This is a genomic window from Pseudomonas sp. MT92, assembly GCF_058792515.1.
This window is the reverse complement of the sequence record NZ_JBXAFA010000006.1, coordinates 291141-317505: the sequence shown is the minus strand read 5'-3', so window position 1 is coordinate 317505 and position 26365 is coordinate 291141. Positions and strand designations below refer to the sequence as shown.

27 protein-coding genes, 1 pseudogene and 1 riboswitch are annotated in these 26365 nt (G+C 60.1%); of the genes and pseudogenes, 16 read left to right on the top strand and 12 right to left on the bottom strand.

Annotation, left to right across the window (positions count from 1 at the left end):
- The first annotated feature begins 13 nt into the window (after positions 1-13).
- Complete coding sequence (gene hemH / locus AC1Q6D_RS14075) at positions 14-1039, top strand: ferrochelatase (RefSeq protein ID WP_103405129.1); 1026 nt, start codon at positions 14-16, stop codon at positions 1037-1039.
- A 52-nt stretch (positions 1040-1091) separates the two neighbouring features.
- Here hemH and AC1Q6D_RS14070 read toward each other — a convergent pair whose 3' ends face one another.
- Together AC1Q6D_RS14070 and upp are read right to left on the bottom strand one after the other, a co-directional pair.
- A complete protein-coding gene (locus AC1Q6D_RS14070) occupies positions 1092-2366 on the bottom strand; it encodes a uracil-xanthine permease family protein (RefSeq protein ID WP_047533114.1) in 1275 nt (424 codons plus the stop codon).
- A 2-nt stretch (positions 2367-2368) separates the two neighbouring features.
- Positions 2369-3007 carry a uracil phosphoribosyltransferase gene (upp, locus tag AC1Q6D_RS14065; protein WP_047533111.1) on the bottom strand — a complete coding sequence of 213 codons (639 nt, stop codon included), beginning with the start codon at positions 3005-3007 and terminating at the stop codon, positions 2369-2371.
- A 164-nt stretch (positions 3008-3171) separates the two neighbouring features.
- Between upp and AC1Q6D_RS14060 the strand changes: the two genes are divergently transcribed.
- The 4 genes from AC1Q6D_RS14060 to AC1Q6D_RS14045 all read left to right on the top strand — a co-directional run bounded on the left by AC1Q6D_RS14060 (position 3172) and on the right by AC1Q6D_RS14045 (position 5141).
- Positions 3172-3729: a hypoxanthine-guanine phosphoribosyltransferase gene (locus AC1Q6D_RS14060; protein WP_103405130.1), complete on the top strand. Its 558-nt coding sequence runs from the start codon at positions 3172-3174 to the stop codon at positions 3727-3729.
- Positions 3730-3733: 4 nt separating this feature from the next.
- Positions 3734-4207 (top strand): WbuC family cupin fold metalloprotein, encoded by a 474-nt coding sequence (locus tag AC1Q6D_RS14055; RefSeq protein WP_090465015.1) that lies wholly within the window; start codon positions 3734-3736, stop codon positions 4205-4207.
- A 97-nt stretch (positions 4208-4304) separates the two neighbouring features.
- Entirely contained in the window at positions 4305-4790 is a 486-nt protein-coding gene (locus AC1Q6D_RS14050) for a hypothetical protein (RefSeq protein ID WP_090465012.1), read from the top strand.
- Between the two features lie 63 nt (positions 4791-4853).
- Entirely contained in the window at positions 4854-5141 is a 288-nt protein-coding gene (locus AC1Q6D_RS14045) for a PA4642 family protein (RefSeq protein ID WP_090465008.1), read from the top strand.
- A 103-nt stretch (positions 5142-5244) separates the two neighbouring features.
- Here the strand turns inward: AC1Q6D_RS14045 and mqo are convergent, their stop codons facing one another.
- Both mqo and AC1Q6D_RS14035 read right to left on the bottom strand, forming a co-directional pair.
- Positions 5245-6753: a malate dehydrogenase (quinone) gene (gene mqo, locus AC1Q6D_RS14040; RefSeq protein ID WP_103405131.1), complete on the bottom strand. Its 1509-nt coding sequence runs from the start codon at positions 6751-6753 to the stop codon at positions 5245-5247.
- A 740-nt stretch (positions 6754-7493) separates the two neighbouring features.
- Positions 7494-7727 (bottom strand): hypothetical protein, encoded by a 234-nt coding sequence (locus tag AC1Q6D_RS14035; RefSeq protein WP_103405132.1) that lies wholly within the window; start codon positions 7725-7727, stop codon positions 7494-7496.
- Positions 7728-7931: 204 nt separating this feature from the next.
- Between AC1Q6D_RS14035 and AC1Q6D_RS14030 the strand changes: the two genes are divergently transcribed.
- Positions 7932-8516 (top strand): YajG family lipoprotein, encoded by a 585-nt coding sequence (locus tag AC1Q6D_RS14030; RefSeq protein ID WP_090325093.1) that lies wholly within the window; start codon positions 7932-7934, stop codon positions 8514-8516.
- A 124-nt stretch (positions 8517-8640) separates the two neighbouring features.
- On the opposite strand, the gene AC1Q6D_RS14025 is transcribed toward AC1Q6D_RS14030, so the two are convergent.
- Positions 8641-8847, bottom strand: coding sequence for a hypothetical protein (locus AC1Q6D_RS14025; protein WP_047533094.1), 207 nt, complete (start codon positions 8845-8847; stop codon positions 8641-8643).
- Between the two features lie 191 nt (positions 8848-9038).
- On the opposite strand from AC1Q6D_RS14025, the gene AC1Q6D_RS14020 reads away from it, so the two are divergent.
- The gene (locus AC1Q6D_RS14020; RefSeq protein WP_090465004.1) at positions 9039-9323 is read left to right on the top strand and encodes a hypothetical protein; all 285 of its coding nucleotides are present in this window, start codon (positions 9039-9041) and stop codon (positions 9321-9323) included.
- A gap of 80 nt (positions 9324-9403) precedes the next feature.
- Here AC1Q6D_RS14020 and AC1Q6D_RS14015 read toward each other — a convergent pair whose 3' ends face one another.
- Positions 9404-10567, bottom strand: coding sequence for a 1-acyl-sn-glycerol-3-phosphate acyltransferase (locus AC1Q6D_RS14015; RefSeq protein ID WP_178083142.1), 1164 nt, complete (start codon positions 10565-10567; stop codon positions 9404-9406).
- A 141-nt stretch (positions 10568-10708) separates the two neighbouring features.
- Here AC1Q6D_RS14015 and AC1Q6D_RS14010 point away from each other — a divergent pair, with 141 nt between their 5' ends.
- From AC1Q6D_RS14010 to AC1Q6D_RS14000, 3 genes are read left to right on the top strand one after another with little or no spacing between them, the layout of a single operon-like run.
- On the top strand, positions 10709-10891 hold the full coding sequence (locus tag AC1Q6D_RS14010; protein ID WP_047533087.1) for a CPXCG motif-containing cysteine-rich protein: 183 nt from the start codon (positions 10709-10711) through the stop codon (positions 10889-10891).
- Between the two features lie 9 nt (positions 10892-10900).
- Positions 10901-11161 (top strand): putative signal transducing protein, encoded by a 261-nt coding sequence (locus AC1Q6D_RS14005; protein WP_103405134.1) that lies wholly within the window; start codon positions 10901-10903, stop codon positions 11159-11161.
- A gap of 35 nt (positions 11162-11196) precedes the next feature.
- Positions 11197-11820, top strand: a complete 624-nt coding sequence (locus AC1Q6D_RS14000) for an SOS response-associated peptidase (RefSeq protein WP_047533082.1) — start codon at positions 11197-11199, stop codon at positions 11818-11820.
- 57 nt (positions 11821-11877) lie between these two features.
- On the opposite strand, the gene AC1Q6D_RS13995 is transcribed toward AC1Q6D_RS14000, so the two are convergent.
- Positions 11878-12621, bottom strand: coding sequence for a methyl-accepting chemotaxis protein (locus AC1Q6D_RS13995; RefSeq protein WP_404943288.1), 744 nt, complete (start codon positions 12619-12621; stop codon positions 11878-11880).
- Positions 12622-12732: 111 nt separating this feature from the next.
- Positions 12733-12930: pseudogene (locus AC1Q6D_RS13990) on the bottom strand (HAMP domain-containing protein); the annotation flags it as partial.
- A gap of 1350 nt (positions 12931-14280) precedes the next feature.
- Here AC1Q6D_RS13990 and AC1Q6D_RS13985 point away from each other — a divergent pair.
- Positions 14281-15099, top strand: coding sequence for a M48 family metallopeptidase (locus AC1Q6D_RS13985; protein WP_103405136.1), 819 nt, complete (start codon positions 14281-14283; stop codon positions 15097-15099).
- 56 nt (positions 15100-15155) lie between these two features.
- On the opposite strand, the gene AC1Q6D_RS13980 is transcribed toward AC1Q6D_RS13985, so the two are convergent.
- From AC1Q6D_RS13980 to AC1Q6D_RS13970, 3 genes are all read right to left on the bottom strand, one after another.
- Positions 15156-15740 (bottom strand): TMEM165/GDT1 family protein, encoded by a 585-nt coding sequence (locus AC1Q6D_RS13980; protein WP_047533074.1) that lies wholly within the window; start codon positions 15738-15740, stop codon positions 15156-15158.
- A gap of 89 nt (positions 15741-15829) precedes the next feature.
- Positions 15830-15955, bottom strand: a riboswitch (yybP-ykoY riboswitch).
- 40 nt (positions 15956-15995) lie between these two features.
- Entirely contained in the window at positions 15996-16994 is a 999-nt protein-coding gene (locus tag AC1Q6D_RS13975; protein WP_103405137.1) for a methyltransferase, read from the bottom strand.
- A gap of 33 nt (positions 16995-17027) precedes the next feature.
- Positions 17028-17993 carry a 2-hydroxyacid dehydrogenase gene (locus tag AC1Q6D_RS13970; RefSeq protein WP_103405138.1) on the bottom strand — a complete coding sequence of 322 codons (966 nt, stop codon included), beginning with the start codon at positions 17991-17993 and terminating at the stop codon, positions 17028-17030.
- Between the two features lie 91 nt (positions 17994-18084).
- On the opposite strand from AC1Q6D_RS13970, the gene AC1Q6D_RS13965 reads away from it, so the two are divergent.
- Positions 18085-18714: a LysE family translocator gene (locus AC1Q6D_RS13965; RefSeq protein WP_090464985.1), complete on the top strand. Its 630-nt coding sequence runs from the start codon at positions 18085-18087 to the stop codon at positions 18712-18714.
- A gap of 2 nt (positions 18715-18716) precedes the next feature.
- Here AC1Q6D_RS13965 and AC1Q6D_RS13960 read toward each other — a convergent pair whose 3' ends face one another.
- Positions 18717-19487 carry an AraC family transcriptional regulator gene (locus AC1Q6D_RS13960; protein ID WP_103405149.1) on the bottom strand — a complete coding sequence of 257 codons (771 nt, stop codon included), beginning with the start codon at positions 19485-19487 and terminating at the stop codon, positions 18717-18719.
- Between the two features lie 86 nt (positions 19488-19573).
- On the opposite strand from AC1Q6D_RS13960, the gene AC1Q6D_RS13955 reads away from it, so the two are divergent.
- From AC1Q6D_RS13955 to AC1Q6D_RS13940, 4 genes are all read left to right on the top strand, one after another.
- Positions 19574-20758 carry an MFS transporter gene (locus AC1Q6D_RS13955; protein ID WP_103405139.1) on the top strand — a complete coding sequence of 395 codons (1185 nt, stop codon included), beginning with the start codon at positions 19574-19576 and terminating at the stop codon, positions 20756-20758.
- A gap of 144 nt (positions 20759-20902) precedes the next feature.
- On the top strand, positions 20903-22585 hold the full coding sequence (locus AC1Q6D_RS13950; protein ID WP_103405140.1) for a fatty acid--CoA ligase: 1683 nt from the start codon (positions 20903-20905) through the stop codon (positions 22583-22585).
- 339 nt (positions 22586-22924) lie between these two features.
- Complete coding sequence (locus AC1Q6D_RS13945; protein ID WP_103405141.1) at positions 22925-24811, top strand: DUF1302 domain-containing protein; 1887 nt, start codon at positions 22925-22927, stop codon at positions 24809-24811.
- A 28-nt stretch (positions 24812-24839) separates the two neighbouring features.
- Entirely contained in the window at positions 24840-26204 is a 1365-nt protein-coding gene (locus AC1Q6D_RS13940; protein WP_047533054.1) for a DUF1329 domain-containing protein, read from the top strand.
- Positions 26205-26365 lie beyond the last annotated feature (161 nt).

Genomic DNA, 26365 nt, shown 5'->3' with positions numbered 1-26365 from the left:
AATAGGATGTTGCATGACGGATCACGCGTTGCTTCTGGTCAACCTGGGCTCACCAGCCTCCACCTCGGTGGCGGATGTACGCAGCTACCTCAATCAGTTTTTGATGGACCCGTATGTGATCGACCTGCCATGGCCGGTTCGGCGCTTGTTGGTGTCGCTGATCCTGATCAAGCGCCCCGAGCAATCGGCCCATGCCTATGCCTCGATCTGGTGGGAGGAGGGCTCGCCACTGGTGGTGCTCAGCCGTCGCCTGCAACAGGCCGTGACTGCCCACTGGAAGCATGGCCCGGTGGAGCTGGCGATGCGTTATGGCGAACCGTCCATCGAGTCGTCGCTGCTGCGTCTGGTGGCTGCGGGAATCAAGCGAATCACCCTGGCGCCGCTTTATCCTCAGTTCGCCGATAGCACCACTACCACTGTGATCGAAGAAGCCAAGCGGGTGGTGCGCGAAAAGAAACTCGACGTGCAACTGTCGGTGCTCCAGCCGTTTTACGATCAGCCGGAATACCTCGATGCCCTGGTGGCCAGCGCCAAACCTTATCTGCAACAGGACTACGATCACCTGTTGTTGAGCTTTCACGGGTTGCCTGAGCGCCACCTGACCAAGCTCGATCCGACCGGCCAGCATTGCTTCAAGAATGACGAATGCTGCAGGAATGCTTCGCCGGCCTCCCTGGCGACCTGTTACCGCGCCCAATGCCTGCGTAGCGCGGCTGAATTTGCCAAGCGCATGGGCTTGCCGGACGGCAAGTGGTCGGTGTCATTTCAATCGCGACTGGGCCGCGCGAAATGGATCGAACCCTACACCGAAGCGCGCCTCGACGAACTGGCCAAGAGTGGCGTGAAAAAGGTGCTGGTGATGTGCCCGGCGTTCGTCGCCGACTGCATCGAGACACTGGAGGAGATCGGTGATCGCGGACGGGAGCAATTCCGCGAAGCGGGCGGCGAGGAGTTGGTGCTGGTGCCGTGCCTCAACGATGACCCGCAGTGGGCGCGGGCGTTGAGTGCGTTGTGCGAGCGAGCGCCGTTGGCGCTGTAGGCCTACAACCTGTGGCGAGGGAGCGAGCGCCCTCGCCACAGGGGATCATCTGTTACAGCAGCGGCTCATCCGCCTTCTTGTGCTTCCAGCTGTCATTGCCCGGCAGAATCAGGTTCAGCGCAATCGCCACCACCGCGCACAGCGCGATGCCTTTGAGGCCGAAGTCATCGGGGCCGGTGCCGGTGCCGACCAGTACGCCGCCAATCCCGAACACCAGGGTCACCGACACGATCACCAGGTTGCGTGCTTCGCCCAGGTCGATCTTGTGGCGAATCAGCGTGTTCATGCCCACGGCCGCGATCGAGCCGAACAACAGGCAGAGAATCCCGCCCATCACCGGCACCGGAATGCTTTGCAGCAGTGCGCCGAACTTGCCGATGAACGCCAGGCTGATGGCGAAGATGGCCGCCCAGGTCATGATTTTCGGGTTGTAGTTCTTGGTCAGCATCACCGCGCCGGTGACTTCGGCGTAGGTGGTGTTCGGTGGGCCGCCGAACAGGCCGGCAGCGGTGGTGGCAATGCCATCGCCGAGCAGGGTGCGGTGCAGGCCGGGTTTTTTCAGGTAATCGCGACCGGTCACGCTACCCACGGCAATCACACCGCCAATGTGCTCGATGGCCGGAGCCAGGGCCACCGGAACGATGAACAGGATCGCCTGCCAGTTGAATTCCGGCGCAGTGAAGTGCGGGATGGCGAACCAGGGGGCGGCGGCAATTTTCGCGGTATCGACCACGCCAAAGTAGAACGCCATGGCAAACCCCACCAGCACGCCGGAAATGATCGGCACCAGGCGGAAAATGCCTTTGCCGAACACCGCGACGATCAGGGTGGTCAGCAACGCTGGCATCGAGATCATCATCGCCGTCTGGTAATGAATCAGCTCAGTGCCGTCACCGGCCTTGCCCATCGCCATGTTGGCGGCAATCGGCGCCATGGCCAGGCCAATGGAGATGATCACCGGGCCGATGACCACGGGCGGCAGCAAACGGTCGATGAAACCGGTGCCTTTGATCTTCACGGCCAGGCCGAGGAAGGTGTAGACGAAACCGGCCGCCATCACGCCGCCCATGGTCGCGGCCAGGCCGAACTGGCCTTTGGCGAGGATGATCGGGGTGATGAAGGCAAAGCTCGAGGCCAGGAACACCGGCACCTGACGCCCGGTGACGATCTGGAACAGAATCGTCCCCAGGCCGGCGGTAAACAGCGCCACGTTCGGGTCCAGGCCGGTGATCAGGGGCATCAGCACCAAAGCGCCGAAGGCCACGAACAGCATCTGTGCGCCGGACAGTACCGTGCGCCAGAGCGGATCGTTGAACTCATCCTGCATGGTCAAGCGTCCTTCTGCTTGGTGCCGAAGATCTTGTCACCGGCATCGCCCAGGCCCGGGATGATATAACCGTGCTCGTTCAATTTTTCATCGATGGAAGCGGTGTAGATGGTCACGTCCGGGTGAGCTTTCTCGACCACGGCGATGCCTTCCGGCGCAGCCACCAGCACCATGGCGCGGATGTCCTTGCAGCCCGCTTTCTTGAGCAGGTCGATGGTGGCGACCATCGAGCCACCGGTGGCGAGCATCGGGTCGATGATCATCGCGAGCCGTTCGTCGATTTCAGGTACGAGTTTTTCCAGATAGGTGTGGGCTTCGAGGGTTTCCTCGTTGCGGGCCACGCCCACGGCGCTGACTTTGGCGCCCGGGATCAGGCTCAGCACGCCTTCGAGCATGCCGATGCCGGCGCGCAGGATCGGTACTACAGTGATTTTCTTGCCGGCGATTTTCTCGACCGACACCGTGCCGCACCAACCTTCGATATCGTAGGTTTCCAGCGGCAGGTCTTTGGTGGCTTCATAGGTCAGCAGGGCGCCGACTTCCTGAGCGAGTTCACGGAAATTCTTGGTGCTGATGTCTGCGCGGCGCATCAGGCCAAGTTTATGACGGATCAGCGGATGGCGGATCTCGAGGATGGGCATGGGAAAGGCTCCGGCGGCGGGCAAAAAAACCGGCCTAGATTAATCTATCCGAGGGTGTTGTCCTATAGACATTCAGTACGTTAGTCCACAAACGCTTGATCTGACCTCGCTTGATGCGTACCTTTGCCCGCTTTTCCCGAATCCGTCACCCCCTGGAGAGCACCATGTCCGCTGATCTCGAGCATATCCGTCAAATCATGCGAGAGGCTGACTGCCTGTACACCGAAGCTGAAGTCGAGGCGGCCATCGCTCGCGTCGGTGCGCACATCAACGAACAACTGGCGGACAGCAATCCGGTGGTGTTCTGTGTGATGAACGGCGGGCTGATTTTCGCCGGCAAACTGCTGACCCATCTGCATTTCCCGCTGGAAGCTTCCTACCTGCACACCACCCGCTATCGCAACGAAACCAGCGGCGGCGAGCTGTTCTGGAAGGCCAAGCCGGAAGTGTCGTTCATCGACCGCGACGTGCTGATCATCGATGACATCCTCGACGAAGGTCACACCCTGGGCGCGATCATCGACTTCTGCAAACACGCCGGCGCGCGCAAAGTGCACACCGCCGTGCTGATCGACAAGGACCATGACCGCAAGGCGCGTCCGGATCTCAAGGCCGATTTCGTGGGGCTGCCCTGCATCGACCGTTACATCTTCGGCTACGGCATGGACTACAAAGGCTACTGGCGCAACGCCAACGGGATTTTTGCCGTTAAAGGTATGTAAGACCATGACCAACGCGAGCTTTCTTGATCAAACGCTGTTCGCTGAACTGGCCGAGAAAGCCGCGGCTAATCCTCGCGGGCGCCAACATCACAATTTCCACCAGATGGAAGAGGCTTGTCACCGCATGGCGGTGGGTTTGCAGCCCGCCACCTATATCCCGCCTCACCGGCACCTGGGGGGAAACAAGGCTGAAACCTTGCTGGTGCTCAAGGGGAAGCTGGGCTTGTTGATCTTCGACGAATCCGGTGCAGTGTTGAGCAGGTCGGTCCTGCAGGCCGGTGGTGATTGCGTTGGCGTGGACCTGCCAGCAGGCGTGTTCCATGGTCTGGTGGCGCTGGAGGCCGACAGCCTGATGTTCGAATGCAAGGCCGGTCCTTACCGTCCGGTGGGTGAAGGCGAGCAGGCCCACTGGGCACCGCGTGAAGGTGAACCGGGTGTCGCGGAGTATCACGCCTGGATGCGCGCGCAGTTCGACTGAACCATGACCTGCAGGAGCGAGCCTGCAAGAGATGTGTTCACCCCTCCAGTCCTGTTAGCTCATGCTAGAGTGCTCAGCCCCGATTCCGGAGCCTGTCATGAGCCGTTCGATCCGCTGCTGCGCCGCCCTGTTGCTGACCCTCAGCCTTCCCCTGGCCGCCGCCCCGGCGCCGATGCATGCGCAGTTCCTGCCACCGGATGACCTGACCCTGCGCGATGCCGCGCCTGAGCAGCAACAACTGATGCAGGTCACCGACTATTCAGTGGTGGTTGGTGCGCAACGCCAGTCCAACCAGCAACCGATTCCGGTCACCTCGCCGCTGTCGATCCGCCTCAAGGGCAAATCCTTGAACAAGGGCGCCACGATCAATCAGGTGCTGGTCAACTTCGACGGTGAAAGCAAAAGCCTGAAAAAACCGGCCTACGACGACAAGAGCAAGACCCTGACGCTCTATTACCCCCTGGCTCATTACCGGGTGGTGATGGACTTGCTACGCAATGACACGGTGTATTGCCAGTTCCTCAGTTATGCCAATGGCCATATCTGGGCCGATCTTCACACTGGCAGTGTTCGTCCGCGTTGAGTGCCGGGCCCGCGCAGGGGTAAACTGCCCGCCCCGTGAAATGTCTGCGAGCTGGAGTCGGCAATGCGTAAAGATAAGAAACAAGTGATTGGTGACGAGATCGGCGATGAGCAGATCAAGTTGTTCCTCGATTTCGAACCGGTCGACGCCACTTCGCCTTCGTTGCACAAACTGGTCAAGGCTTATCGTGGCCTGCGTATCGATGATTTCGAGCGTTTTCTGACGTTCTTCGTCGAGGCCGGTCTGGACCTGAACGGCAAGGATGAGCACGGCAATGATTTTGTCGCCCTGATCAAGGATCAGCGCAACGCAGCGGATTACATCGAGCTGATCGAGAAAGCGCGCGGCTGATTTGTAGCGAAGGAGCAAGCTCCGTCGCTACAACGATAGGTTGACCGCCCATAAAAAAACGCCCCGCTCTCAATGAGAACGGGGCGTTTTTTGTGTGGCTCAATCAAGCGTAGCTTTCGGTTTCGCTGCTTGCTTCAACCAGTTCCAGCGCGACGTTGTTCTGCGCGTTGATCTTGCGATACAGCGCAGCGTCGGTTTCCAGGACTTTCTCACGGGCCGGGAAGATTTCTGCCAGTTTGGCAGCCCATTCGCCCTTGGCTTTGCCCGGGAAGCATTTTTCGATCAGCTCGATCATGATCGAAACGGTCACCGAGGCACCCGGCGAAGCGCCGAGCAGCGCGGCCAGGGAACCGTCCTTGGCGGCGACCAGTTCGGTGCCGAATTGCAGGACGCCACCTTTCTTCGGGTCTTTCTTGATGATCTGTACCCGTTGGCCAGCCACTTCCAGGCGCCAGTCTTCGGCTTTCGCCTCCGGGTAGAAGCGGCGCAGGGATTCCAGACGCTGTTCCATCGATTGCATCACTTCGCTGACCAGGTACTTGGTCAGGTCCATGTTGTTTTTCGCCACGGCGAGCATCGGGCCGATGTTGCCGGCGCGAACCGACATCGGCAGGTCCATGAAGGAACCGTGCTTGAGGAACTTGGTGGTGAAACCGGCATAAGGTCCGAACAGCAGGGACTTCTTGCCATCGACGACCCGGGTGTCCAGGTGCGGTACGGACATCGGTGGCGAACCCACGGCAGCCTGGCTGTAGACCTTGGCCTGGTGATGCTTGACCACTTCCGGGTTGTCGCAACGCAGCCATTGGCCACTGATCGGGAAGCCGCCGAAGCCTTTGCTCTCTTCGATGCCCGAAGCTTGCAGCAGTGGCAACGCCGCGCCGCCAGCACCGAGGAAAACGAATTTGGCATCGACATCACGGGAACTGCCGCTGTTGACGTCCTTGATGCTGACGGTCCAGCCGCCGTTATTGCGCTTCAGGCCGGTCACACGCTTGCAGTACTTGACCTGGGCATCGGGTGCGCTGGTCAGGTGCTTGAGCAACTGGTTGGTCAGGGCGCCGAAGTTGACGTCGGTGCCATTGATCACGCGGGTGGCGGCGAGGGTTTCGCCAGGGTCGCGGCCAGGCATCATCAATGGCATCCACTCTGCCATTTTAGCCTTGTCTTCGGTGTATTCCATGCTGGCGAAAGCGTGGTGCTTGCTCAGCACCTTGAAGCGTTCCTTGAGGAACGACACACCACTTTCACCCTGCACGAAGCTCAGGTGTGGAACCGGGCTGATGAATGATTTGCATGAGCCGAACGTGCCTTTCTTGGTCAGGTACGACCAGAATTGCTTCGACACCTCGAACTGGGTGTTGATGTGCACGGCCTTCTTGATGTCGACGGTGCCATCGGCAGCCTGGGGCGTGTAGTTCAACTCGCACAGGCCAGCGTGACCGGTGCCGGCGTTGTTCCAGGGGTTGGAACTCTCCGCAGCACCGGAATCCATCAGCTCGACGACTTCCAGCTTGATCGCGGGGTCGAGCTCTTTGAGCAGTACCGCGAGGGTGGCACTCATGATGCCGGCCCCAACCAGTACTACGTCGACTGCTTCGTTATGCGCCATTTAACGCGTCTCCAAAATCTGCAGCACCAAATTGACGGCATGGCTGCCAGGCGTTCCGGGGCGTGTCAGTGATGCCCCAAGTACTCATGGCCAGGATCGCCATGTCCGAATCTTCGCAATTTTTCGCAACTTCGACGGACGCTACCTGCCGGGCCTATGAGCCATATGAACTCATTTCAGCGCGCGGGAGGCAATTCGACTTATGGTCGATACATCCGTTTGTGCAACCAAATCCGTAGCGGACAGGCTTCAGGCTCCGGTGTTCGAGGAGTACTCGATCCTGTGTCGTTGGGCTGTTGTAGACGCTAATGGTGCATGTTCAGACGCAAAACTATTCATTTGCTCGCCACACTCTTGTGAAGTTGTGAAAACCCGTTTTTTTCACGCTCTTTTGAAGACGTGAACCTCAAAAAAGGGCTGTCCCAGCCTGGCACCGTGCCCGGATGGCTTGCCGCCAGGGAATCCATGGCAGGCAAAACGGGCAAACAGCTCAGTGACCGAGCGTAATGACAGCTCTACAGATTCGCGGTAAGTGGAGGTTTTGCCGAAGAAAACAGCAAGCGCGCCAGCTTCACTCGATCTGTGTGGGCGGCTCTCTGTGGGCGGTGCGGGGGTGCCAATACCTGGGCATTGACGATGCTGCGAGGCCCGATCAGGAGACGTCCTTATAATCGGGGGGAGATTGTATCTAAGAAATGCAGGGAAATGGTCGTGTTTAATGACTTTTATTAGGCGTCTGGTCAGGTCGTTAGCAGATGTTGCACCCGCGAACGGGATTGATGCTGACTGATACGGGCGCCAGCGGGCAGAGGTCGGTGCAACCAGTTGAGGCGAATTTCTTCGATTTCGACCCAGCCATCGCCCATCGGTTGAAGGCTGCATTGCTTGAATGCCTGGCAATGGCCATTGCTGTCGAGCAGGGCAAAGCTGCGGTGGCGCGGACGTGGGGTGAAGAGCGAAACGAGAAAGCGCATGGCGGATTACCTTTTGGGTGGTTACCGACAAAGGTGGCAGCCAGTCGTGACACACAAGTGAATGGCGGATGAAAAATGTGTGACAGGAACCGCGTGGGCGAGGGTGTGTCAGAGATTTCAGTAATCGTTGCATGACCCTAGTTAGCCGCAGTGGCGCACCGCTATACTGCCGGCCTGTTTGTGCCTGATTCTGGAGAGAAGAGCATGTTGCAACGCCTGTTGTTCGGTTTGATCACTGTGACCAGCTTGACGCTGGTCGGCTGCGCCCACAGTCCGCAACAACTGAGCCCGGAACCCAAGCTCACCGCTCAACTGGCGCCGGTGGGCCACGGTCAGCCGGTGGTGGTGCGTGTGGTGGACGGCCGTCCGTCGCCGACCCTGGGCACCCGTGGTGGCCTGTACCCGGAAACCAGCGCGATTACCGTGCAAGGCCAGCAGATCCTGCCGAAGTTGCAGGCTCAGGCCGAAGCCGCCGTGCGCCTGCTGGGCTTCACCCCGACAGCCAACGCGATGAATGCGCCACAACTGACCGTGACCCTGACCGAGCTGAAGTATCAGTCGCCCAAAGAAGGCATGTATGTGACCGAGGCGACCATCGGCGCGACCTTCCGCTCCGATGTGCAGAACGCCAATCGTCGCTACAGCGGTCGTTATGGTTCATCCCTGGACCAGCGTTTCGGCATGGCGCCGAACCAGGAAACCAACACCAAACTGGTTAGCGACGTGTTGAGCGATGCCTTGACCCGACTGTTCAAGGACCCGACCGTGGGGCAGATTCTCGGCGAGTAATGCGAGCCCCTGTAGGAGCGAGCCCGCTCGCGATGGACTTGAGGACGCCGCGGGGGCATCAGATACCCCGCGTAATCGTTAACGACCATCGCGAGCAGGCTCGCTCCTACAGGGGGACGTCGTATCAAGCTGCTTGCGAGTAAAAATCCAGCACACTCACACCCGTCAGCAAATCCGCTTCGGGCAAGTCGGCATGTTGATGGCCGCCCAGCGCGCAATACACCAGCCAATGGCGGTCCTGAACGTTGAAGGCGAGGCTGCCGACGAGGGCTTGTTGTTCGTCGCTGTGATTGATGAGATAGAGGCGATCCTGGTTTTCTGCGTGCAACATGACACGGTCCCTGTCGGTTTCGAGGGGCGACAGACTGACCGATACAGATGACGATGCCGTGACGCAGGGCAACCGTTGGTCAAATGCTTGTTATTTGTCGGAAAGAGCGGGCAGACGCCCAGGCTTTCGGTAGAATTCGCGCGCGGTCGTCGGTTCGGCGTCTGCCACATCTGTTTCCCCCGAGGCCCATGATGTCGCTGCATTTGATGACGCTGTTTACCGCCCATCCCGCCAAATTGATCAATCTGCTGGCCTTGCTCTTTGCTTGCCCCGGCGGATGGCTGCTGCACGCGACCCGCCGCCGCGAGCAGCGCGCGATGGCCAGCCTCGAGGCGCAGAGCCAGAGCCGTCGCATCGATGAGCCCATGTTGTTTCTTGATGGCGCGACCGTGCGCATGAACCGGTTTTTCTACAGCTTCGGTTTTGCCTGCCTGGGGTTGGCGTTGCTGGTGTCGTGGATCAGCACGCGGGTCTGAAGTTGACCTGAACCCTGTGTGGGTTGATCAGAAAAAACAAACGGCGCCCAAAGGCGCCGTTGTCGTATCCGCGAACTGCCTTACAGCGGCAATCCTGCCTTCACACGGTACTGATTGCGTACCGGCGTCGCATATTGCAGCACCAGGAAGGGGCGGTGCTCCTCGGGGCAGGCGTCCAGGCGCTGTTGCCATTGCTCCCGGGCCTTGGCCAGTTCGTCGGCCGGGAATATCTTGGCGGCGCTCGGTACCTGCAATTGCGGGTCGGCGTCCTTCCATTGCGCATAGGCGAGGTAGTGCACCGGGAACAGGCGATAGCCACCGAGGATTTGCTTGTCCATTTCGACGGCCAGTTGCTTGGTGTCTTCGAACAGCTCGGTGATCGGTGCGGCAAAGTTCACATGGACCCGACCCTTGTAGCCGGTAATGCCCTTGGCGATGCTGACGTCGTCCTCGCCTGGCACTTTGGTGTAGCTGCCGGTGGTGGCTCGGATATAAAGCTCACGGGCCTTGGCCAGGTCGCACGGGTCGTATTCGTAGCTGATCGACACCGGCGTGAGGTTCAGCGAGCGAATGACTTCGCCAAATGGCTCGTCCTTGCGGCTCATGTGGAACATCTTGAGGATGGCCGACTCGGTACGGTCGTCGCCGTCCTTGGCCCGGCCCTCGGCCTGGGCGATCCAGATCGAGGCGCAATCGTTGCGGATCGAATGATTGATGTACGCGGAGAGCAGTTGGTACGCCGCCATCTTCTCGCGGCGACCGCTGATCGAGCGGTGCACGATGAAGCTTTTGTTCAGGCGCATCAGGTCGCTGACGAAGGGCTTTTGCAGCAGGTTGTCGCCAATGGCGATGCGTGGCGTCGGCAGGCCGGCGTGGTACACGGCGTAGTTGACGAAAGCCGGGTCCATCACGATGTCGCGGTGGTTGGCGATGAACACGTAGGCGCTGCCGGACTTGAACTGCTCGACGCCGGTGTACGTCACACCGTCCGTGGCCCTCTCGATGGTGTGGTCGACATACACCTCGACTTTGTCCTGCAACGAGGCGACCGAATTGACGCCGGCGAACTCACGACGCAGCCGATGAGCTATAAGAGGTTTGAGCGCCCAGCCTAAAGCGCCAGCGAAACGCGGGAAGCGGAAGTGGGTGAGGATATCTAGAAACGCCTTGTCGCCGAGCAACCGTGCCAGCACCGCTGGGACTTCGCTGTCGTCGTAAGGTCGGATGGCATCGAATTCGCCCATCATGCTCTCTTGTTGGAAACGGCTAGGGTAAGTAAAGGTTTTGATCGAAAACCGACGGGGCACGGTCTGAAAAGTAGTCAGACAAAAATAGCCCTGCAAATAGACCGGCGATTATACGCACAAGTCACCTGGGAGACCGCGATGCTGGAAACCGAGCATTATCAATGTCCGTATTGTGGTGAAGTTTGCGAGGCGGTTCTGGACTTGTCTGGCGGTGATCAGCAGTACATTGAGGACTGTCCCGTGTGTTGTCGGCCGATTGTGTTCACGCTGCAAACCGATGGTCAGGAATGGATGCTCGACGTGCATGGCGAAAACGAGTGAGAGCCCTTTATGCAGCGCATCTACGAACCGGAAAACCTGATGGAAGGCGAGTTGCTGCAAAGCATGCTGGCCAGTGAGGGCATCGAGGCGCATCTGGTCGGTCGGGATCTGGTGGGCGGCGCCGGCGAACTGCCGATCTTCGGCCTGCTGGGATTGGCGGTGGAGAACGATCAGGCGCAATACGCCCGGGAGCTGATCACCGCGTACAATGCCGCGCTGCCGCTGTCCGGCGATGAACCGGACAGTTTTCCCGGCACGCTGGTCTGTTAGGCTGGCGTTCGTTTGATCAAGAGTCGTGTTGCCCCATGTGTGGACGTTATGCCCTGTTTCGCTGGAATCCCGCCTTTGCGGCCTTGCCCGGTTTTCCCGCCGATCAGCAGGCGCAGTGGAACATTTCCCCCAATGATTCGGTGTTGATGCTGCGTGCCGGTGCGGACGGTCAGCGCGAGTTGGCCCGTGCCCGTTGGGGCCTGACGCCGCCCTGGCTGACCGATCTGTCGCGCACCCCGGCCCACGCCCGCGCCGAAACCGTTGCCGAACAACCGATGTTTCGCCAGGCCTTGCGCGAACGTCGCTGCCTGTTGCCGGCCAACGGTTTCTACGAATGGCGCGGCACCACGCGCAAACGCCCGTACTGGTTGACGCCAGGGGAGGGCTCATCGTTGTTTTTCGCGGCCATCTGGGAGGCGTATCCGGTGCAGGAACAGGTGTGGTTGAGTACGGCCGTGATTACCCAGCCGGCCGCCAGTCAGCGCCGACCGTTGATTCTCGATGCGGCGGCGCAGGACATCTGGCTCGATCCCGAAACGCCATTGCATGCCTTGCAGGCATTGCTGGCCAGCGAGCCCGCCGCCTTGCGCGAACGGGTACTGGCGAACATGGTCAATGATCCGAAGCTCAATGGGCCGGAGTGTTTGACGCCGGGTTGAGTTCTTGGGCGACTGGACCGTCCCCATCGCTGGCTTGCCAGCGATGGGGGGCCTCGATCAAACCCTGAACTGATTGATCAACCGCCGCTGCTGCTCGGCCAGCTTGGTCAGATCTGCACTGGCCGCGCTCGATTCATCCGCGCCGCCGGCCACTTCATTGGCCACTTGGCCGATGTTGATCACGTTCCGGTTGATGTCGTCGGCCACCGCACTTTGCTCTTCGGCGGCGCTGGCGATCTGGGTGTTCATGTCATTGATTACCGACACCGCTTTGGTAATGGTTTCCAGCGCTTCTGCTGCTTTTGCCGCGTGTTGCACGCTTTCGTCCGTGCGATTCTGGCTATCTTCCATCACCCGCACCACATCCCGCGTGCCTTGTTGCAACTGCTGGATCATGGTCTGGATTTCTTCCGTGGCTTTCTGGGTCTTCTGCGCCAGATTGCGCACTTCGTCAGCCACCACCGCGAAACCGCGCCCCTGTTCACCGGCCCGTGCCGCCTCAATGGCGGCGTTCAAGGCCAGCAGGTTGGTCTGCTCGGCGATCCCGCGAATGGCGGTGAGGATTGCGTTGATGTTCTCGCTGTCCTTGGCCAGGGTCTGTACGACACCGACCGCGCGCCCGATTTCCAGCGCCAGTGCGCCGATGGAGGTCGAGGTGTCGCGGACGATTTGCATGCCCTGGCTGGCAGCCTGATCCGCGTGGCTGGCGGCTTGCGCAGCCTGGGTCGCATTGCGCGCCACGTCCTGGGCGGTGGCGGTCATTTCGTGCACCGCCGTGGCAACCTGGTCGATCTCGGCCATCTGCTTGTGCACCCCGGTGTTGGTGCGAATGGCGATGTCGGCGGTATGTTCCGACGAATCGCTGACGCTCTGCACCGAAGCCACCACCTGAGTGATCATCGCCTGCAACTTGGCCAGGAAGGTGTTGAAGCCCTTGGCGATCGAACCCAGTTCGTCGGCACGGTCGCTGGTCAGGCGGCGGGTCAGGTCGCCTTCGCCCTGGGCGATGTCGTCGAGCATGGCGACCATTTGCTTGAGTGGGCGAGCAATGCCGTGGCCCACCAGCCAGATCACCAGCAAGCCGATGCCGGCAATCAACAGGCCGACCATGGCCATGCCGAAGGTGTCGGATTTGCGTTGGGTGTTGAGGTCAGCCTGAAGCTTTTGCAGATCAGCCATCACCGCGTCCAGCGGCAGTTGCAGCATCAGGGTCCAGCGCGCGTCGGTCTGGCCGATGCCGAAGGGCAGGTACAGCTCGATCCGGCCCTGGTTTTTGTCGACGGTATAGGTGACTTCGCCGCGCTTGAGATTGGCCATGTTGGCGATCTGCTTGCTGTCGAGGATGTCGCTGACCTTTTCGCCGAACTTGGTCGAGTCCTTGGTATAGGCGACGATTCGGCCGTTGCCGCCGATCAGGGCCATTTCACCGGCACCGCTGTAGAGCTTCTGGTTGGCGCCCAGGAGCATCTCCTGAATGAAGTTCACCGACAGGTCAGCGCCGACGATGCCCTGGAACGCACCGTTGAGCATGATCGGTTCGATAAAGGAGGCGAGCATGACGATCTTGTCGCCGACCTTGTAGGGCGCCGGATCAATCACGCAGGATTTTTTGGTTTCCTTCGAGCACAGGTAGTACTCGCTGGCGCGCACGCCGGTGGACAGGGTTTTCTGGTCGTCGACGTCCACCAGTTTGTCGAGGCCGAGGCTGCCGTCCTCGTTGCGGAACCACCACGGCAGGAAGCGCCCGTTGGCGGGGTCGATGCCGACGACTTTGGTCCCGATGTAGGCCGCATCGTTGTGATCCAGTGCGTCCTTTTCCCAGCCGATGTAGGTGCCGAGGATTTTCGGGTTCCTGGCGACGTTTTCCTTGATCAGGCCGATCAACTGCTCACGGCTGAGGCTCAGCGAAGGCTGGCCATCGACACCCGGCGTACCGATGAGTGCATTGACCCGCACCAGTCCGCCGGCGATCAGCAGTGGCGCTTCGAGTTCACGCTGAATCTGGCTGACCTGGGTTTGCGCCAGCGACGTCAAGCGTTGTTCGATCACCTGCTCGAATTGCGCCTGGGTCCGCTCCTGGACCATGTCTTGCGTCCGTGCCCCGGAAAACAGTGCATAAACAACCAGTGCTGCCACGACACTTAGAACAATGGCGCCGGCAAGGGCTGCCACGGAAAACTGGATTGACTTGAATTTCATGGGGGCTCCGCACGCGAAAAGACGACTGCGGTGGTGTATCGGCAGGGAGTCGATCAGGCATTAGCAGACGTGGACGAAATGACTGTTTTGGCGTGTTCGAGGTCGTAAATGAACCATGAGCGGTCGTGGCGTGCATCGTTTTGTGAATTTTTTCCTGCAGCGGTGAGCGCTTTGCAAGAAATCAGCGTCTTACATCAGTTGTATCTGGCGTCGATACATTTGCGCGCATAGGATACGGGCATGTTTTTACGGAGTTTTTTGATGAACAAGACATGGGTGTTGTGTGGGCTGAGCGCGAGTCTGCTGCTTGCCGGCTGTCAGTCGGTCAACACGACCAGCGGTGGGGCCGTAGGTGTTGAACGCAAGCAATACATGTTCAGCATGTTGTCCACCGATGAGGTTAATCAGATGTACGCCCAGTCTTATCAAAAGACGGTAGGCGAGGCGAGCACTCAGGGTGTGCTGGACAAGACCAGTAACGATGCCAAGCGGATTCAGGCGATCTCCGATCGACTGATTGCCCAGGCTCCGGTGTTTCGTCCGGATTCGGCCCAGTGGAAGTGGGAAGTCAATCTGATCAAGAGCGATGAGCTCAACGCCAACTGCGGACCGGGTGGCAAGATCATTTTCTACACGGGCCTGATGGACAGCCTGAAACTGACCGACGACGAAATCGCCGCCATCCTCGGCCATGAAATCGCCCACGCCCTGCGCGAGCACGGTCGCGAGGCGATGTCCAAGGCCTATGGCATCGAAATGGCCAAGCAGGGCGCCGGTGCCTTGCTCGGATTGAGCCAGGACAGCCTGGCACTGGCCGACACCGTGGCCAACTACGGCATGACCTTGCCCAACAGCCGCGCCAATGAAAACGAGGCGGACTTGATTGGTCTCGAACTGGCCGCGCGCGCCGGTTACAACCCGAATGCCGCGATCACCCTGTGGAACAAGATGAGCAAGGCTTCGGAAGGTGCCCCACCGGAGTTCATGAGCACCCACCCGGCTTCGTCGAGTCGTATTGCGTCGTTGCAGGCGGCCATCCCGAAAGTCATGCCGCTTTACGAGCAGGCCAAGAAGTCCTGATCTTGCGGCAGTGATGATGTGGCGAGGGGGCAAGCCCCCTCGCCACAGGGGTGTGGTCAAACCCAGCCGCTGCTCTGCATCGCCTTGTACACCGCCACGATGGCGAGGATGAAAAAGGCCGAAGCCGCCAGCCGGCGAATCAGTGTCAGTGGCAATTTTTCAGCGGCAAAGTTACCCGCCAGAACCACGGGTACGTTGGCAATCAACATGCCCAGCGTGGTGCCGATAATGACCAGCCACAGCTCCGGATATTGCGCGGCGAGCATCACCGTCGCGATCTGAGTCTTGTCGCCGATTTCGGCGAGGAAGAATGCAATCAACGTGGTCAGGAACGGTCCGAACTTGCGGGCGGTGCTGGCTTCGTCGTCATCCATCTTGTCCGGCACGAGGGTCCACAGCGCAGTGGCGGTGAAGCTCGCCGCGAGAATCCAGTGCAGCATCGTATTCGAGAAGAAACTTCCCACCCAGGCGCCTACCGCGCCGGCTGCCGCGTGGTTGGCCAGGGTCGCGGCGATGATCCCGGCGATGATTGGCCAGGGTTTGCGGAAGCGAGCGGCGAGAATGAGCGCGAGCAGTTGCGTCTTGTCGCCGATTTCGGCCAAGGCAACGATTGCGGTAGGTACGAGTAGTGAATCCAGCATCAGGGGTTTTCCTAAGGGGCGGGTCGACACGGCTATGACACGTACAGCCTTCCCGCCCCGGGTAAGGTGTTCGTGTCATAGGTCTTGTCAAACCCCGGCGATCCATCTGATGTGGACGCTTGGGTCGCATACGCCATGGTCTGAGGACCAAGTATGTTGACGCATGCCGGACGAGCGTGGCGCTCGTGGGAGACTACTCCCCTAGGACGGAGCGGATTCTGCCTAGGCAAAATCCATTCGGCAAGCAGAAATTTCTTATCCGCGTTTGGCCCGGTAGATTCTGAAGCCCTGTCCCTCGGCCTTGATCGCGCACACGCCCAGATGCTCTTCGATCAGTGGCTGATACTTCAGGAAACTGTTCGCCACCAAGCGCAGTTCGCCGCCGTTTTTCAGATGTTTGGCGGCTTTTCGCAGCAAGTTCTCGGTGGCGAAGTAGTCGGTATGGACGCCGACGTGGAACGGCGGGTTACTCAGAATCGCACTCAAACCCATAGGCGCGGCGTCGATGCCGTCACCGGTAATGACGTCTGCTTCCAGACCGTTGGCAGCCAGGGTCAAGCGACTGCTGGCGGCGGCGAACGCATCCACGTCCAGCAAAGTGACCTGGTTGTGCGGGTAGCGACGTTTGACCGCGGCCCCCAGTACACCGGCGCCGCAGCCGAAATCCAGCAAATGGCCGCTTGGCAGTTTGTCCAGATGCTCCAGCAACAGCGCGCTGCCGCGATCCAGGCGACCATGGCTGAACACGCCCGGCAGGCTGATGACCTTGAGCGGGCCTTCCGCCAGCGGCAATTCGTATTCCTGGGCCAGGCTTTCCAGCGGTTTGGCTGCCGGTGCATTGACCACGGTGACTTGCCAGAGCTGGCAATGCCGCGCGCTGTCGAGCTTGCGCGGCTTGCCGAACGGGTTCAGTTGCTTGGCCGCCCCCTCGATACCGCTTTTTTTCTCGCCGACCAGAAACACCTCACGACCTTCCAGGCGCGAAGCCACGGCGTTGAGGATGTAATCGGTCAGGTCCTTGGACTTGGGCAGGAACACCACCGCGCTGTCGAACTCGCGCTGTGGGACATTCACGCCAAAATGGCTGCGCTCGGCAAAGCGCGCATCCAGGGCCGCCTGGTCGCCGGCATGCCAGCACCAGCCGTGAGCGGTCGGCAGGCGACCGAGCAAGTCGTCGGCGGGCAAACCGGCCAGCAGCACCGAACCCTGGAATAACTCGGCCTGACGAAGCAGTACTTCACTGCGCGGATCCATAACTGCTCCTGTGGAAAAAAGTGCCGCAGTTTATCAACTGACGACCCGCAGCGCCTTACCGCTGAAGTACGCCAGAGCGTTTTCCGTGACTTGACCCACGATTCGTTGCCGCGCTTCGCGACTGCCCCAGGCGTTATGCGGGGTGACGATCAGTCGCGGGATGTCGTGGGCCAGCAGCGGATTGCCATGGGTCGGCGGTTCGACGCTCAAAACATCGGTGGCGGCGCCGCCCAGATGGCCGTTGCGCAAGGCATCGGCCAGCGCCTGCTCGTCGATCAGGCCGCCACGGGCGGTGTTGACCACGAAAGCGCCGGGTTTCATCGAGGCCAGTTCGCGGGCGCCGATGAAATGACGGGTGTGTTCGTTGAGCGGGCAGTGCAGGGTCAGCGCGTCGATCTGCGGCAGCAGTTCTTCCAGCGGCAAGCGATCCGGGCGGGCAGGGCGGCCTGGAATCTGACCCAACAGCACGCGCATGCCAAAGGCTTCGGCCAGGCGCGCGACGGCGCCGCCGAGTTCGCCGTGACCGAGCAAACCGAGGGTTTTGCCTTCCAGTTCGACGATCGGGTAGTCCAGCAGGCAGAACTGTTTGGCCTGTTGCCAGCGGCCTTCACCGACAGCTTTCTGATAATCAGCCAGACGTGTGGCCAGGTTGAGCAGCAACATGAGGGTGTGCTGGGCCACCGAAGGCGTGCCGTAGCCCTGGCAGTTGCAGACGGTAATCCCGTGGGCGCGGGCGGCAGCGAGATCGACGTTGTTGGTACCGGTCGCCGTGATGAGGATCAGCTTCAGCTCGGGGCTGGCGGCCATGGCGGCGGCGTCGATCTGGATTTTATTGGTGATGGCGACAGTGGCGCCCTTGAGATGCTCGATCACCTGAACCGGCAGGGTCTGGGGGTAAAGCTGCAACTCGCTGAAACAATCGCGGAACGGGCTGAGGTCGAGGTCGCCCAGATCCAGGGACGGGTGGTCGAGGAAAACGGCGCGGCGAATGTTCGTCATCAACTGTACCTTTTGTGCAATGAACTGAAGGCGTAATCTGCGAGCCTACCAGATGAAACAACCAGTTACGCTTGTCCAAAAAGGAGCCTTCATGTACTGGACGGAGTTCTTGACCGTTGCCCTGATTCACCTGCTGGCCGTGGCCAGCCCCGGCCCGGACTTTGCCGTGGTGGTGCGTGAGAGTGTGACCCACGGTCGTCGTGCCGGGACCTGGACGGCACTCGGTGTCGGCACCGCGATTTTCCTGCACGTCGGCTATTCGCTGCTGGGCATCGGCCTGATCGTGTCGCAGTCGATCGTGCTGTTCAATGCCTTGAAATGGGCCGCTGCCGCTTACTTGCTCTACATCGGCTTCAAGGCCCTGCGGGCGCAACCGGCCAAACCGGTGGCGGATGATCTGCACAAGGAAGCGGGCGAACGCACGGCCCGTGGCGCGTTCACTTCGGGCTTTGTGACCAATGGCCTCAATCCGAAAGCCACGCTGTTTTTCCTGTCGCTGTTCACCGTCGTGATCAATCCTCACACACCGCTGATGGTGCAAGCCGGCTACGGCATTTACCTGGCCGCCGCGACCGCGACCTGGTTCTGCCTGGTGGCGATGCTGTTCAGCCAGCAACGTGTGCGCGCCGGTTTTGCCCGCATGGGACACTGGTTCGACCGCACCATGGGCGCCGTACTGATTGCAATCGGTGTGAAGCTCGCGTTTACCGAGATGCACTGATCCTACGTGGCGCCGAGTTCGCTCAGCTTGTTCAGGGTGTTCAGGTATTGCCGGGGATTTTCTCCCAGCAAACGACGGAACATCGCGCTGAACGCGCGGGCGCTGCCGTAACCCAGGTCCTGCGCCACGCTCTGCACGCTTTCCCCGGCGAGCAGGCGGGGCAGGGCTTCCATCAAGCGCAGTTGCTGGCGCCAGTCATTGAAAGTCATCTTGAGCTGTTGCTGAAACAGTCGTGCCAGCGTGCGTGAACTGGCGCCGACCTGCTGCGCCCAGTCCTCCAGCGTGTTGAGGTGATCAGGTTTTTGCAGCAGTGCCAGACAGATGCTCTGCAAGCGCCGATCCTCGGGCATGGGTATGTGCAGCGCAAGGTTTTCCAGGCTGGCCAGCTCTTGCAGCATCAGTTGCTGAATCAGAGGATTTTCAGCGTGCTGCGGGCCTTGCACTGCCCGCACGATCAGCTCGCGCAGCAGCGGCGTGACCGCCAGCACACAGCACTGCTGCAGGTTCGCCGGCGACAGTTCGGCGTCGATGAAGAGCGAGCGCATGCGCACCTCCCCGGACATGAAAATCTCATGTTCCACCCCTGGCGGAATCCACACGGCGCGGGTCGGTGGAATGATCCACGCACCCTGCGCCGTCACCACTCGCATCATCCCGCACACGGCATACAGTAACTGCGCTTCGCGATGTCGATGAAGTTCCTGGTGTGCGCCATCCACGTAATCTCGCGGATAGGCACTGACCGGCCCGTGCTGGAAATGGCTGATTAACATGTCAGATCCGATGACTTTGTTGTCAGGAATGCGCTTTTTCGCCAACTTAGCATAGGTTGCTCACTCCAACGTAAAAGCGTGCCGCGATGAATCAGTCCAGAAACGTAATCCGCTACATCAATGCCGCCCATGTGATCGACCACATGTTCATGCTCATATTTCCCGCCGCGGTGCTCGGCATGACGCAGGCGTTTGCCCTCGATTTCGCGGCACTGATCGGCTTGTCCCTGGGCGGATTCATCGCCTTTGGCGCTTGTTCCTTGCCGGCCGGCTGGCTGGGGGATCACTGGAGCCGACGGCGAATGATGCTGGTTTTTTTCTTCGGCATTGGCGCTTCAGCGATTTTTACCGGCTTGAGTCACAGCGCGCCGATGTTGGTGCTGGGTCTGACGCTGATCGGTATTTTTGCAGCGATCTACCATCCGGTGGGCACCGCGATGCTGGTGGCCTACGCACAAAACCGTGGCCGGGAGATCGGCATCAATGGCATGTGGGGCAACCTGGGCGTGGCGTTTTCAGCGCTGATCACCGGGCTGCTGGTGGCGCACTTCGGCTGGCGTGCGGCGTTCATTCTGCCAGGTGTGGTGGCGATGGTACTGGGTGTCGGGTTCGCCTTGCAGGTGCGTGAGGAGCCCGTCCCCAAGCGTCCCCACACGCCGCTCAAAGGGGCGGGCGGTCAGCGAATCTCCATGGCGTTGGTGTTCGGCGTGCTGGCATTGGCCACGGCGACCGGCGGCGTGGTGTTCAACGCGACGACGATGACTTATCCGAAACTGTTCCAGGAGCGGTTGCACGAGTTGTTCGCTTCGCCGCAAACCTTGGGTGTCGTGGTCAGCCTGGCTTATGCCTTTGGCGCCGTGGCTCAGTTGAGCATTGGCCGGGTATTGCATCGCGTCAGTCTCAAGTGGCCGTTCGTGGTGCTGACGATGTGCCAGGCGCCGCTGCTCTACGCACTCGCCTATGGCGAAGGCTGGGGCGTGATTGCGTTGGGGGCGGCGTTCATGTTCGTGGTGTTCGGCCAAGTCACGGTCAACGATGCGATGGTTGCCAATTTCGTTGCGCCTCAATGGCAGTCACGGGTCTTTGCGTTGCGTTACTGCCTGTCTTTCGGCGCCAGCGCCACCGCCATCCCTCTGATCTCTTACGTCGAACCGGTCCAGGGATTGGTCGGGCTCTATCTGATTTTGGCGGCGATTGCGGCATTGACCTTCGTGGCGGCCCTGGTCTTCCCGCGCACGCCCTCGGAGGCTTTGGCAGGACAAACGGCCTGAGCCCTGTGCATACCGACAAATGCTGGCGCAACGCCAGCATTTGTGCGGCTCTGCAAATCATTCCTTTGGCTGATTTGGCTGGCGATCAAGGGCACTAGAGTGCTTGCTTTCAGCCACGACCGTGCAGTCAGAAAAGGGATTCTTATGTTGCAGACTCGCGTTATCCCCCCAGCCGAAGGCGCTTACCAGTATCCGCTGCTGATCAAACGGCTGCTGATGTCCGGCGCGCGCTATGAGAAAACCCGCGAGATCGTTTACCGCGACCAGTTGCGCTACAGCTATCCGACCTTGATCGAACGGGTCGCTCGGTTGGCCAATGTGCTGACAGAGGCCGGGGTCAAGCCTGGGGACACCGTGGCGGTGATGGATTGGGACAGCCATCGTTATCTGGAATGCATGTTTGCCATTCCGATGATCGGCGCGGTCATCCACACCATCAACGTGCGCCTGTCGCCGGAACAGATCCTCTACACCATGAACCACGCCGTGGACCGGTTTGTACTGGTCAACAGCGAGTTCGTGGGGCTGTACAACGCGATTGCCGGGCACCTGACCACGGTCGAGAAAACCCTGCTGCTGACCGACCTGCCGGAAAAGACCGCCGACCTGCCGAACCTGGTCGGCGAGTACGAGCAACTGCTGGCGGCCGCGAGCCCGCACTACGACTTCCAGGATTTCGACGAAAACTCGGTCGCAACGACTTTCTACACCACCGGTACCACCGGTAATCCCAAAGGCGTTTACTTCAGCCATCGACAACTGGTGCTGCACACCATGGGCGTGTCGACCATCATGGGCGCGATCGACAGCGTGCGCCTGCTGGGCACCAACGACGTGTACATGCCGATCACGCCGATGTTCCATGTGCATGCCTGGGGCCTGCCCTATGTGGCAACCATGCTCGGGCTCAAGCAGGTTTATCCCGGGCGCTATGACCCGGAGTTTCTGGTGGAGCTGTGGCGCAAGGAAAAGGTCTCTTTCTCTCATTGTGTGCCGACCATCCTGCAAATGGTCCTCAATGCCAAGGCAGCGCAAAACACCGATTTCGCTGGCTGGAAAATCGTCATCGGCGGCAGTGCACTCAATCGTGCCCTGTACGAAGCGGCGAAGGCCAAGGGCATTCAGTTGACGGCCGCTTATGGCATGTCGGAAACCGGGCCGCTGATCTCCTGCGCGCACCTCAACGACGAGTTGATGGCCGGCACCGAAGACGAGCGCACCACCTACCGGATCAAGGCTGGCGTGCCGGGGCCACTGGTGGAAGCGGCGATCGTCGACACCGAGGGCAATTTCCTGCCCGCCGATGGCGAGACCCAGGGCGAGCTGGTGCTGCGTGCGCCGTGGCTGACCGAGGGGTATTTCAAAGAGCCGCAGAAGGGCGCCGAGCTCTGGGCTGGGGGCTGGCTGCACACCGGTGACGTGGCGACCCTGGACGGCATGGGCGTGATCGACATTCGCGACCGCATCAAGGACGTGATCAAGACCGGCGGCGAGTGGGTGTCCTCCCTGGACCTGGAAGACCTGATCAGTCGCCATGTGGCGGTACGCGAAGTAGCAGTGGTGGGCATTGCCGATCCGCAGTGGGGCGAGCGGCCGTTTGCCTTGCTGGTGGTCCGCGAAGGCCATGTTATCGATGCCCGGGAACTCAAGGAACACCTCAAACCGTTCGTGGAACTGGGGCACCTGAGCAAGTGGGCGATCCCGAGTCAGATCGCTCTTGTTACTGAAATTCCCAAGACCAGCGTCGGCAAGCTCGACAAGAAGCGAATTCGCGTCGATATCACCGAATGGCAAGCCAACAACAGTACCTTCCTTTCCACGCTTTAAGCGTGCTCCGGCGTGCCCACAAGGGCACGCCGGCCCCACCAAGCAAGCGCTTGGCTTGTCAAATCAGAAAATTAAGCCATCCTTGCCCTGCCGACGGGCGTCGGTCTGGCAAAAGGACTGTTCCAGAGTGGCTGACAGGTGCAAATCACACTTTAGAGGGATCAAGCACTACTACCTGCTGGCTATAGTCCGCTCAAGGATTTTTAAGAACGGAGCAAACGCACAAAACGGGGCGATGCAATTTTGGAATGACTTCGGGATGCCTTGGCTCCCCGTCATCCACAACGTTTTTAGAAGTGCTCACTGCCATAACAATAAAATGCACATGGAGTAGCGTCGATGACATCAGTAAATCAGTTCTGGCGCCGGGCGAAACTGCCTCTGGCCGTCAGTCTTGCCTCTACGCTCGCCGGGCCAGCATTCGGCGTCAGTTTCAACGTTGGTGAAATCGAAGGCCAGTTCGACTCGTCCCTGTCCGTTGGTGCCAGTTGGTCTACCCAGCAGCCGAACAAAAACCTCATCGGCGTCAACAACGGCGGCCATGGCCTGTCCCAGACTTCCGATGACGGTCACCTGAACTTCAAGAGCGGGGAAACCTTCTCGAAGATTTTCAAGGGCATCCATGACCTGGAACTGAAGTACGGCGATACCGGTGTCTTCGTCCGTGGCAAATACTGGTACGACTTTGAGCTCAAGGACGAAAGCCGTCCGTTCAAGGACATCAGCGACGACAATCGCAAGGAAGGCGCCAAGTCTGCTGGTGGCGAGATCCTCGATGCCTTCGTTTATCACAACTATTCGATTGCCGATCAGCCAGGTTCCGTGCGTCTGGGCAAGCAGGTGGTGAGCTGGGGTGAAAGTACCTTCATCGGCGGCGGCATCAACTCCATCAACCCGATCGACGTGTCCGCGTTCCGTCGTCCGGGTGCCGAGATCAAGGAAGGCCTGATCCCGGTCAACATGTTCTACGTGTCCCAGAGCCTCACCGAAAACCTGTCGGCCGAAGCGTTCTACCAGCTGGAATGGGACCAGACCGTCGTTGACAACTGCGGCACCTTCTTCTCTCAGCCGGACATCATTGCCGACGGCTGCGACAACAACCTGCGTGTGCTGAACAAACGTTCGACCATTCCGGCCGCAGCCTTGCCTACGCTGACCCGACTGGGCGTCGACGTCGACAACGAAGGTGTGCTGGTGCGTCGTGCCGGCGACCGCGATGCACGGGACAGCGGCCAATGGGGCGCGTCCTTCAAGTACATGTTCGATCCGCTAGACACCGAATTCGGTGCCTATTTCATGAACTACCACAGCCGTGCGCCGATCTTCAGCGCCACCGGTGCTCCTGCGTCGACCTTTGCCGGGGTCAGGGCGCTGCCGGCGCAGTTGCAAGCACTGGCGCCGCTGATTGTCGCGGGTAACTCGAGCTACTTCGTCGAATACCCGGAAGACATTCGCCTGTACGGCTTGAGCTTCTCCACCACCCTGCCTACCGGTACGGCGTGGAGCGGTGAAGTCAGCTACCGTCCGAACGCACCGGTGCAGCTCAACTCCACCGACATCCTGTTCGCCGGCGTACGTCCTTTGGGCGGCGCGCTGACCAACGCTTCGCTGCTTTCCGCACCACCGGGCACGGATCTGCACGGCTATCGCCGTAAGGAAATCACCCAGTTCCAGACCACCCTGACGCACTTCTTCGATCAGGTCATGGGCGCCAGCCGTCTGACCCTGGTCGGTGAAGTGGGCGTGACCCACGTCGGCGGCCTGGAAAGCACCTCCGACGTCCGCTACGGCCGTGATCCGGTCTACGGGCCTGGCGAGCTGCCTGCCACCGGCGGCCAGAACACCTGCGTGGCGCTCAACACCAGCACCATCAACGGTGCAGGTCCAGGTGCTGCAACCAACAACCGCAGCCGTAACTGCAACGATGATGGCTTCACTACCGCCACTTCCTGGGGTTATCGCGGCCGGGCCATCTGGGAATACAACGACGTTTTCGCCGGCGTGAACCTCAAGCCCAACGTCGCCTGGTCTCATGACGTGAGCGGTTACTCCCCTGGCCCTGGCGGCAACTTCGAGGAAGGTCGCAAAGCGGTCAGCCTGGGTCTGGACGCCGAGTACCAGAACACCTACACCGCGAGCCTGGCTTACACCAACTTCTTCGATGGCAAGTACACCACCGTGGATGACCGCGACTTCGTTGCGCTCAGCTTCGGCGTGAACTTCTAAGCACTGTATTTTCAGGACGAACGCACATATGAAAATAACAAAGAGTCTGTTCCACGCCGGTGTTCTGGGGCTTTCGCTGCTGGCGACCAGTGTCATGGCGGCGGTCCCGGCAGCCGAGGCGGACAAACTGGGCAAGAGCCTGACCCCCATGGGGGCCGAAATGGCGGGTAACGCCGACGGTTCGATCCCGGCCTGGAAACCCATGCCGAAGAACGCCGGTTCCGTCGACAGCAAAGGTTTCCTGTCCAATCCGTACGCCAGCGAAAAACCGCTGTTCATCATCACGGCGCAGAACGTCGAGCAGTACAAGGACAAGCTCGCCCCGGGCCAGTACGCGATGTTCAAGCGTTACCCGGAAACCTTCAAGATGCCGGTTTACCCGTCCCATCGTGGCGCTACCGTGCCGGATGACGTGTTCGCCGCCATCAAGCGCAACGCCACCAATACCAATCTGGTATCCGGCGGCAACGGTCTGGAAAACTTCGAAACCGCAGTGCCGTTCCCGATTCCGAAAAGCGGCGTTGAAGTCATCTGGAACCACATCACCCGCTATCGCGGCGGCAGCGTAACCCGCCTGGTCACCCAGGCTACGCCGCAGCCAAACGGCTCGTTCAGCCTGGTGTACTTCCAGGACCAGTTCGTGTTCCGCGACAAGATGAAGGACTACGACCCGAAAAACCCGGGCAACATCCTGTTCTACTTCAAGCAGAAAGTGACCGCTCCGGCACGTCTGGCCGGTGGTGTGCTGCTGGTTCACGAAACCCTCGACCAGGTTAAGGAGCCGCGTTCGGCCTGGGTCTACAACGCCGGCCAGCGCCGTGTGCGTCGTGCGCCGCAAGTGTCCTATGACGGGCCGGGTACCGCAGCCGATGGCCTGCGTACCTCCGACAACCTGGACATGTACAACGGTGCGCCGGATCGTTACGACTGGAAACTCGAAGGCAAGAAAGAGATGTACATCGCCTCCGACGCCTACAAGCTCGACGACCCGAATCTGAAGTACACCGACATCATCAAGGCCGGTCACATCAACCAGGACCTGGCGCGTTACGAGCTGCGCCGCGTCTGGCATGTGGTCGCCACCTTGAAGGAAGGTCAGCGCCATATCTATGCCAAGCGTGACTTCTACATCGACGAAGACACCTGGCAAGCAGCGGTGATCGATCACTACGACGGTCGTAACCAACTGTGGCGTGTCGCCGAGGCTCATGCCGAGAACTACTACGACAAGCAAGTACCGTGGTATGCGCTGGAAGCCTTGTACGACCTGCAATCGGGCCGTTACCTGGCATTGGGCATGAAAAACGAAGAAAAGTCTGCGTACGACTTCGGCTTCACGGCCACCACCAGTGACTTCACCCCGGCAGCGTTGCGTCAGGATGGTGTTCGCTAACGTGCACTGAACAGAGGCCGCATCCTCTAGAAACGCCCCGACTGGTTCGGGGCGTTTTTTTTGTGCGTTGATAAAGCTGGCGGCCTCATTTCAACGTCGGCGCCATGGAGTGAAACGAGGCTGTGATCTTTTGTTCGTAGACTTTTTGTAGTCATTTGTAG

Bases quoted from the DNA above. Each gene is read 5' to 3' on its own strand.
- hemH (WP_103405129.1), top strand. From the start codon at position 14: ATGACGGATCACGCGTTGCTTCTGGTCAACCTGGGCTCACCAGCCTCC.
- AC1Q6D_RS14070 (WP_047533114.1), bottom strand. From the start codon at position 2,366: ATGCAGGATGAGTTCAACGATCCGCTCTGGCGCACGGTACTGTCCGGC.
- upp (WP_047533111.1), bottom strand. From the start codon at position 3,007: ATGCCCATCCTCGAGATCCGCCATCCGCTGATCCGTCATAAACTTGGC.
- AC1Q6D_RS14060 (WP_103405130.1), top strand. From the start codon at position 3,172: ATGTCCGCTGATCTCGAGCATATCCGTCAAATCATGCGAGAGGCTGAC.
- AC1Q6D_RS14055 (WP_090465015.1), top strand. From the start codon at position 3,734: ATGACCAACGCGAGCTTTCTTGATCAAACGCTGTTCGCTGAACTGGCC.
- AC1Q6D_RS14050 (WP_090465012.1), top strand. From the start codon at position 4,305: ATGAGCCGTTCGATCCGCTGCTGCGCCGCCCTGTTGCTGACCCTCAGC.
- AC1Q6D_RS14045 (WP_090465008.1), top strand. From the start codon at position 4,854: ATGCGTAAAGATAAGAAACAAGTGATTGGTGACGAGATCGGCGATGAG.
- mqo (WP_103405131.1), bottom strand. From the start codon at position 6,753: ATGGCGCATAACGAAGCAGTCGACGTAGTACTGGTTGGGGCCGGCATC.
- AC1Q6D_RS14035 (WP_103405132.1), bottom strand. From the start codon at position 7,727: ATGCGCTTTCTCGTTTCGCTCTTCACCCCACGTCCGCGCCACCGCAGC.
- AC1Q6D_RS14030 (WP_090325093.1), top strand. From the start codon at position 7,932: ATGTTGCAACGCCTGTTGTTCGGTTTGATCACTGTGACCAGCTTGACG.
- AC1Q6D_RS14025 (WP_047533094.1), bottom strand. From the start codon at position 8,847: ATGTTGCACGCAGAAAACCAGGATCGCCTCTATCTCATCAATCACAGC.
- AC1Q6D_RS14020 (WP_090465004.1), top strand. From the start codon at position 9,039: ATGTCGCTGCATTTGATGACGCTGTTTACCGCCCATCCCGCCAAATTG.
- AC1Q6D_RS14015 (WP_178083142.1), bottom strand. From the start codon at position 10,567: ATGGGCGAATTCGATGCCATCCGACCTTACGACGACAGCGAAGTCCCA.
- AC1Q6D_RS14010 (WP_047533087.1), top strand. From the start codon at position 10,709: ATGCTGGAAACCGAGCATTATCAATGTCCGTATTGTGGTGAAGTTTGC.
- AC1Q6D_RS14005 (WP_103405134.1), top strand. From the start codon at position 10,901: ATGCAGCGCATCTACGAACCGGAAAACCTGATGGAAGGCGAGTTGCTG.
- AC1Q6D_RS14000 (WP_047533082.1), top strand. From the start codon at position 11,197: ATGTGTGGACGTTATGCCCTGTTTCGCTGGAATCCCGCCTTTGCGGCC.
- AC1Q6D_RS13995 (WP_404943288.1), bottom strand. From the start codon at position 12,621: ATGGCCGAGATCGACCAGGTTGCCACGGCGGTGCACGAAATGACCGCC.
- AC1Q6D_RS13985 (WP_103405136.1), top strand. From the start codon at position 14,281: ATGAACAAGACATGGGTGTTGTGTGGGCTGAGCGCGAGTCTGCTGCTT.
- AC1Q6D_RS13980 (WP_047533074.1), bottom strand. From the start codon at position 15,740: ATGCTGGATTCACTACTCGTACCTACCGCAATCGTTGCCTTGGCCGAA.
- AC1Q6D_RS13975 (WP_103405137.1), bottom strand. From the start codon at position 16,994: ATGGATCCGCGCAGTGAAGTACTGCTTCGTCAGGCCGAGTTATTCCAG.
- AC1Q6D_RS13970 (WP_103405138.1), bottom strand. From the start codon at position 17,993: ATGACGAACATTCGCCGCGCCGTTTTCCTCGACCACCCGTCCCTGGAT.
- AC1Q6D_RS13965 (WP_090464985.1), top strand. From the start codon at position 18,085: ATGTACTGGACGGAGTTCTTGACCGTTGCCCTGATTCACCTGCTGGCC.
- AC1Q6D_RS13960 (WP_103405149.1), bottom strand. From the start codon at position 19,487: ATGTTAATCAGCCATTTCCAGCACGGGCCGGTCAGTGCCTATCCGCGA.
- AC1Q6D_RS13955 (WP_103405139.1), top strand. From the start codon at position 19,574: ATGAATCAGTCCAGAAACGTAATCCGCTACATCAATGCCGCCCATGTG.
- AC1Q6D_RS13950 (WP_103405140.1), top strand. From the start codon at position 20,903: ATGTTGCAGACTCGCGTTATCCCCCCAGCCGAAGGCGCTTACCAGTAT.
- AC1Q6D_RS13945 (WP_103405141.1), top strand. From the start codon at position 22,925: ATGACATCAGTAAATCAGTTCTGGCGCCGGGCGAAACTGCCTCTGGCC.
- AC1Q6D_RS13940 (WP_047533054.1), top strand. From the start codon at position 24,840: ATGAAAATAACAAAGAGTCTGTTCCACGCCGGTGTTCTGGGGCTTTCG.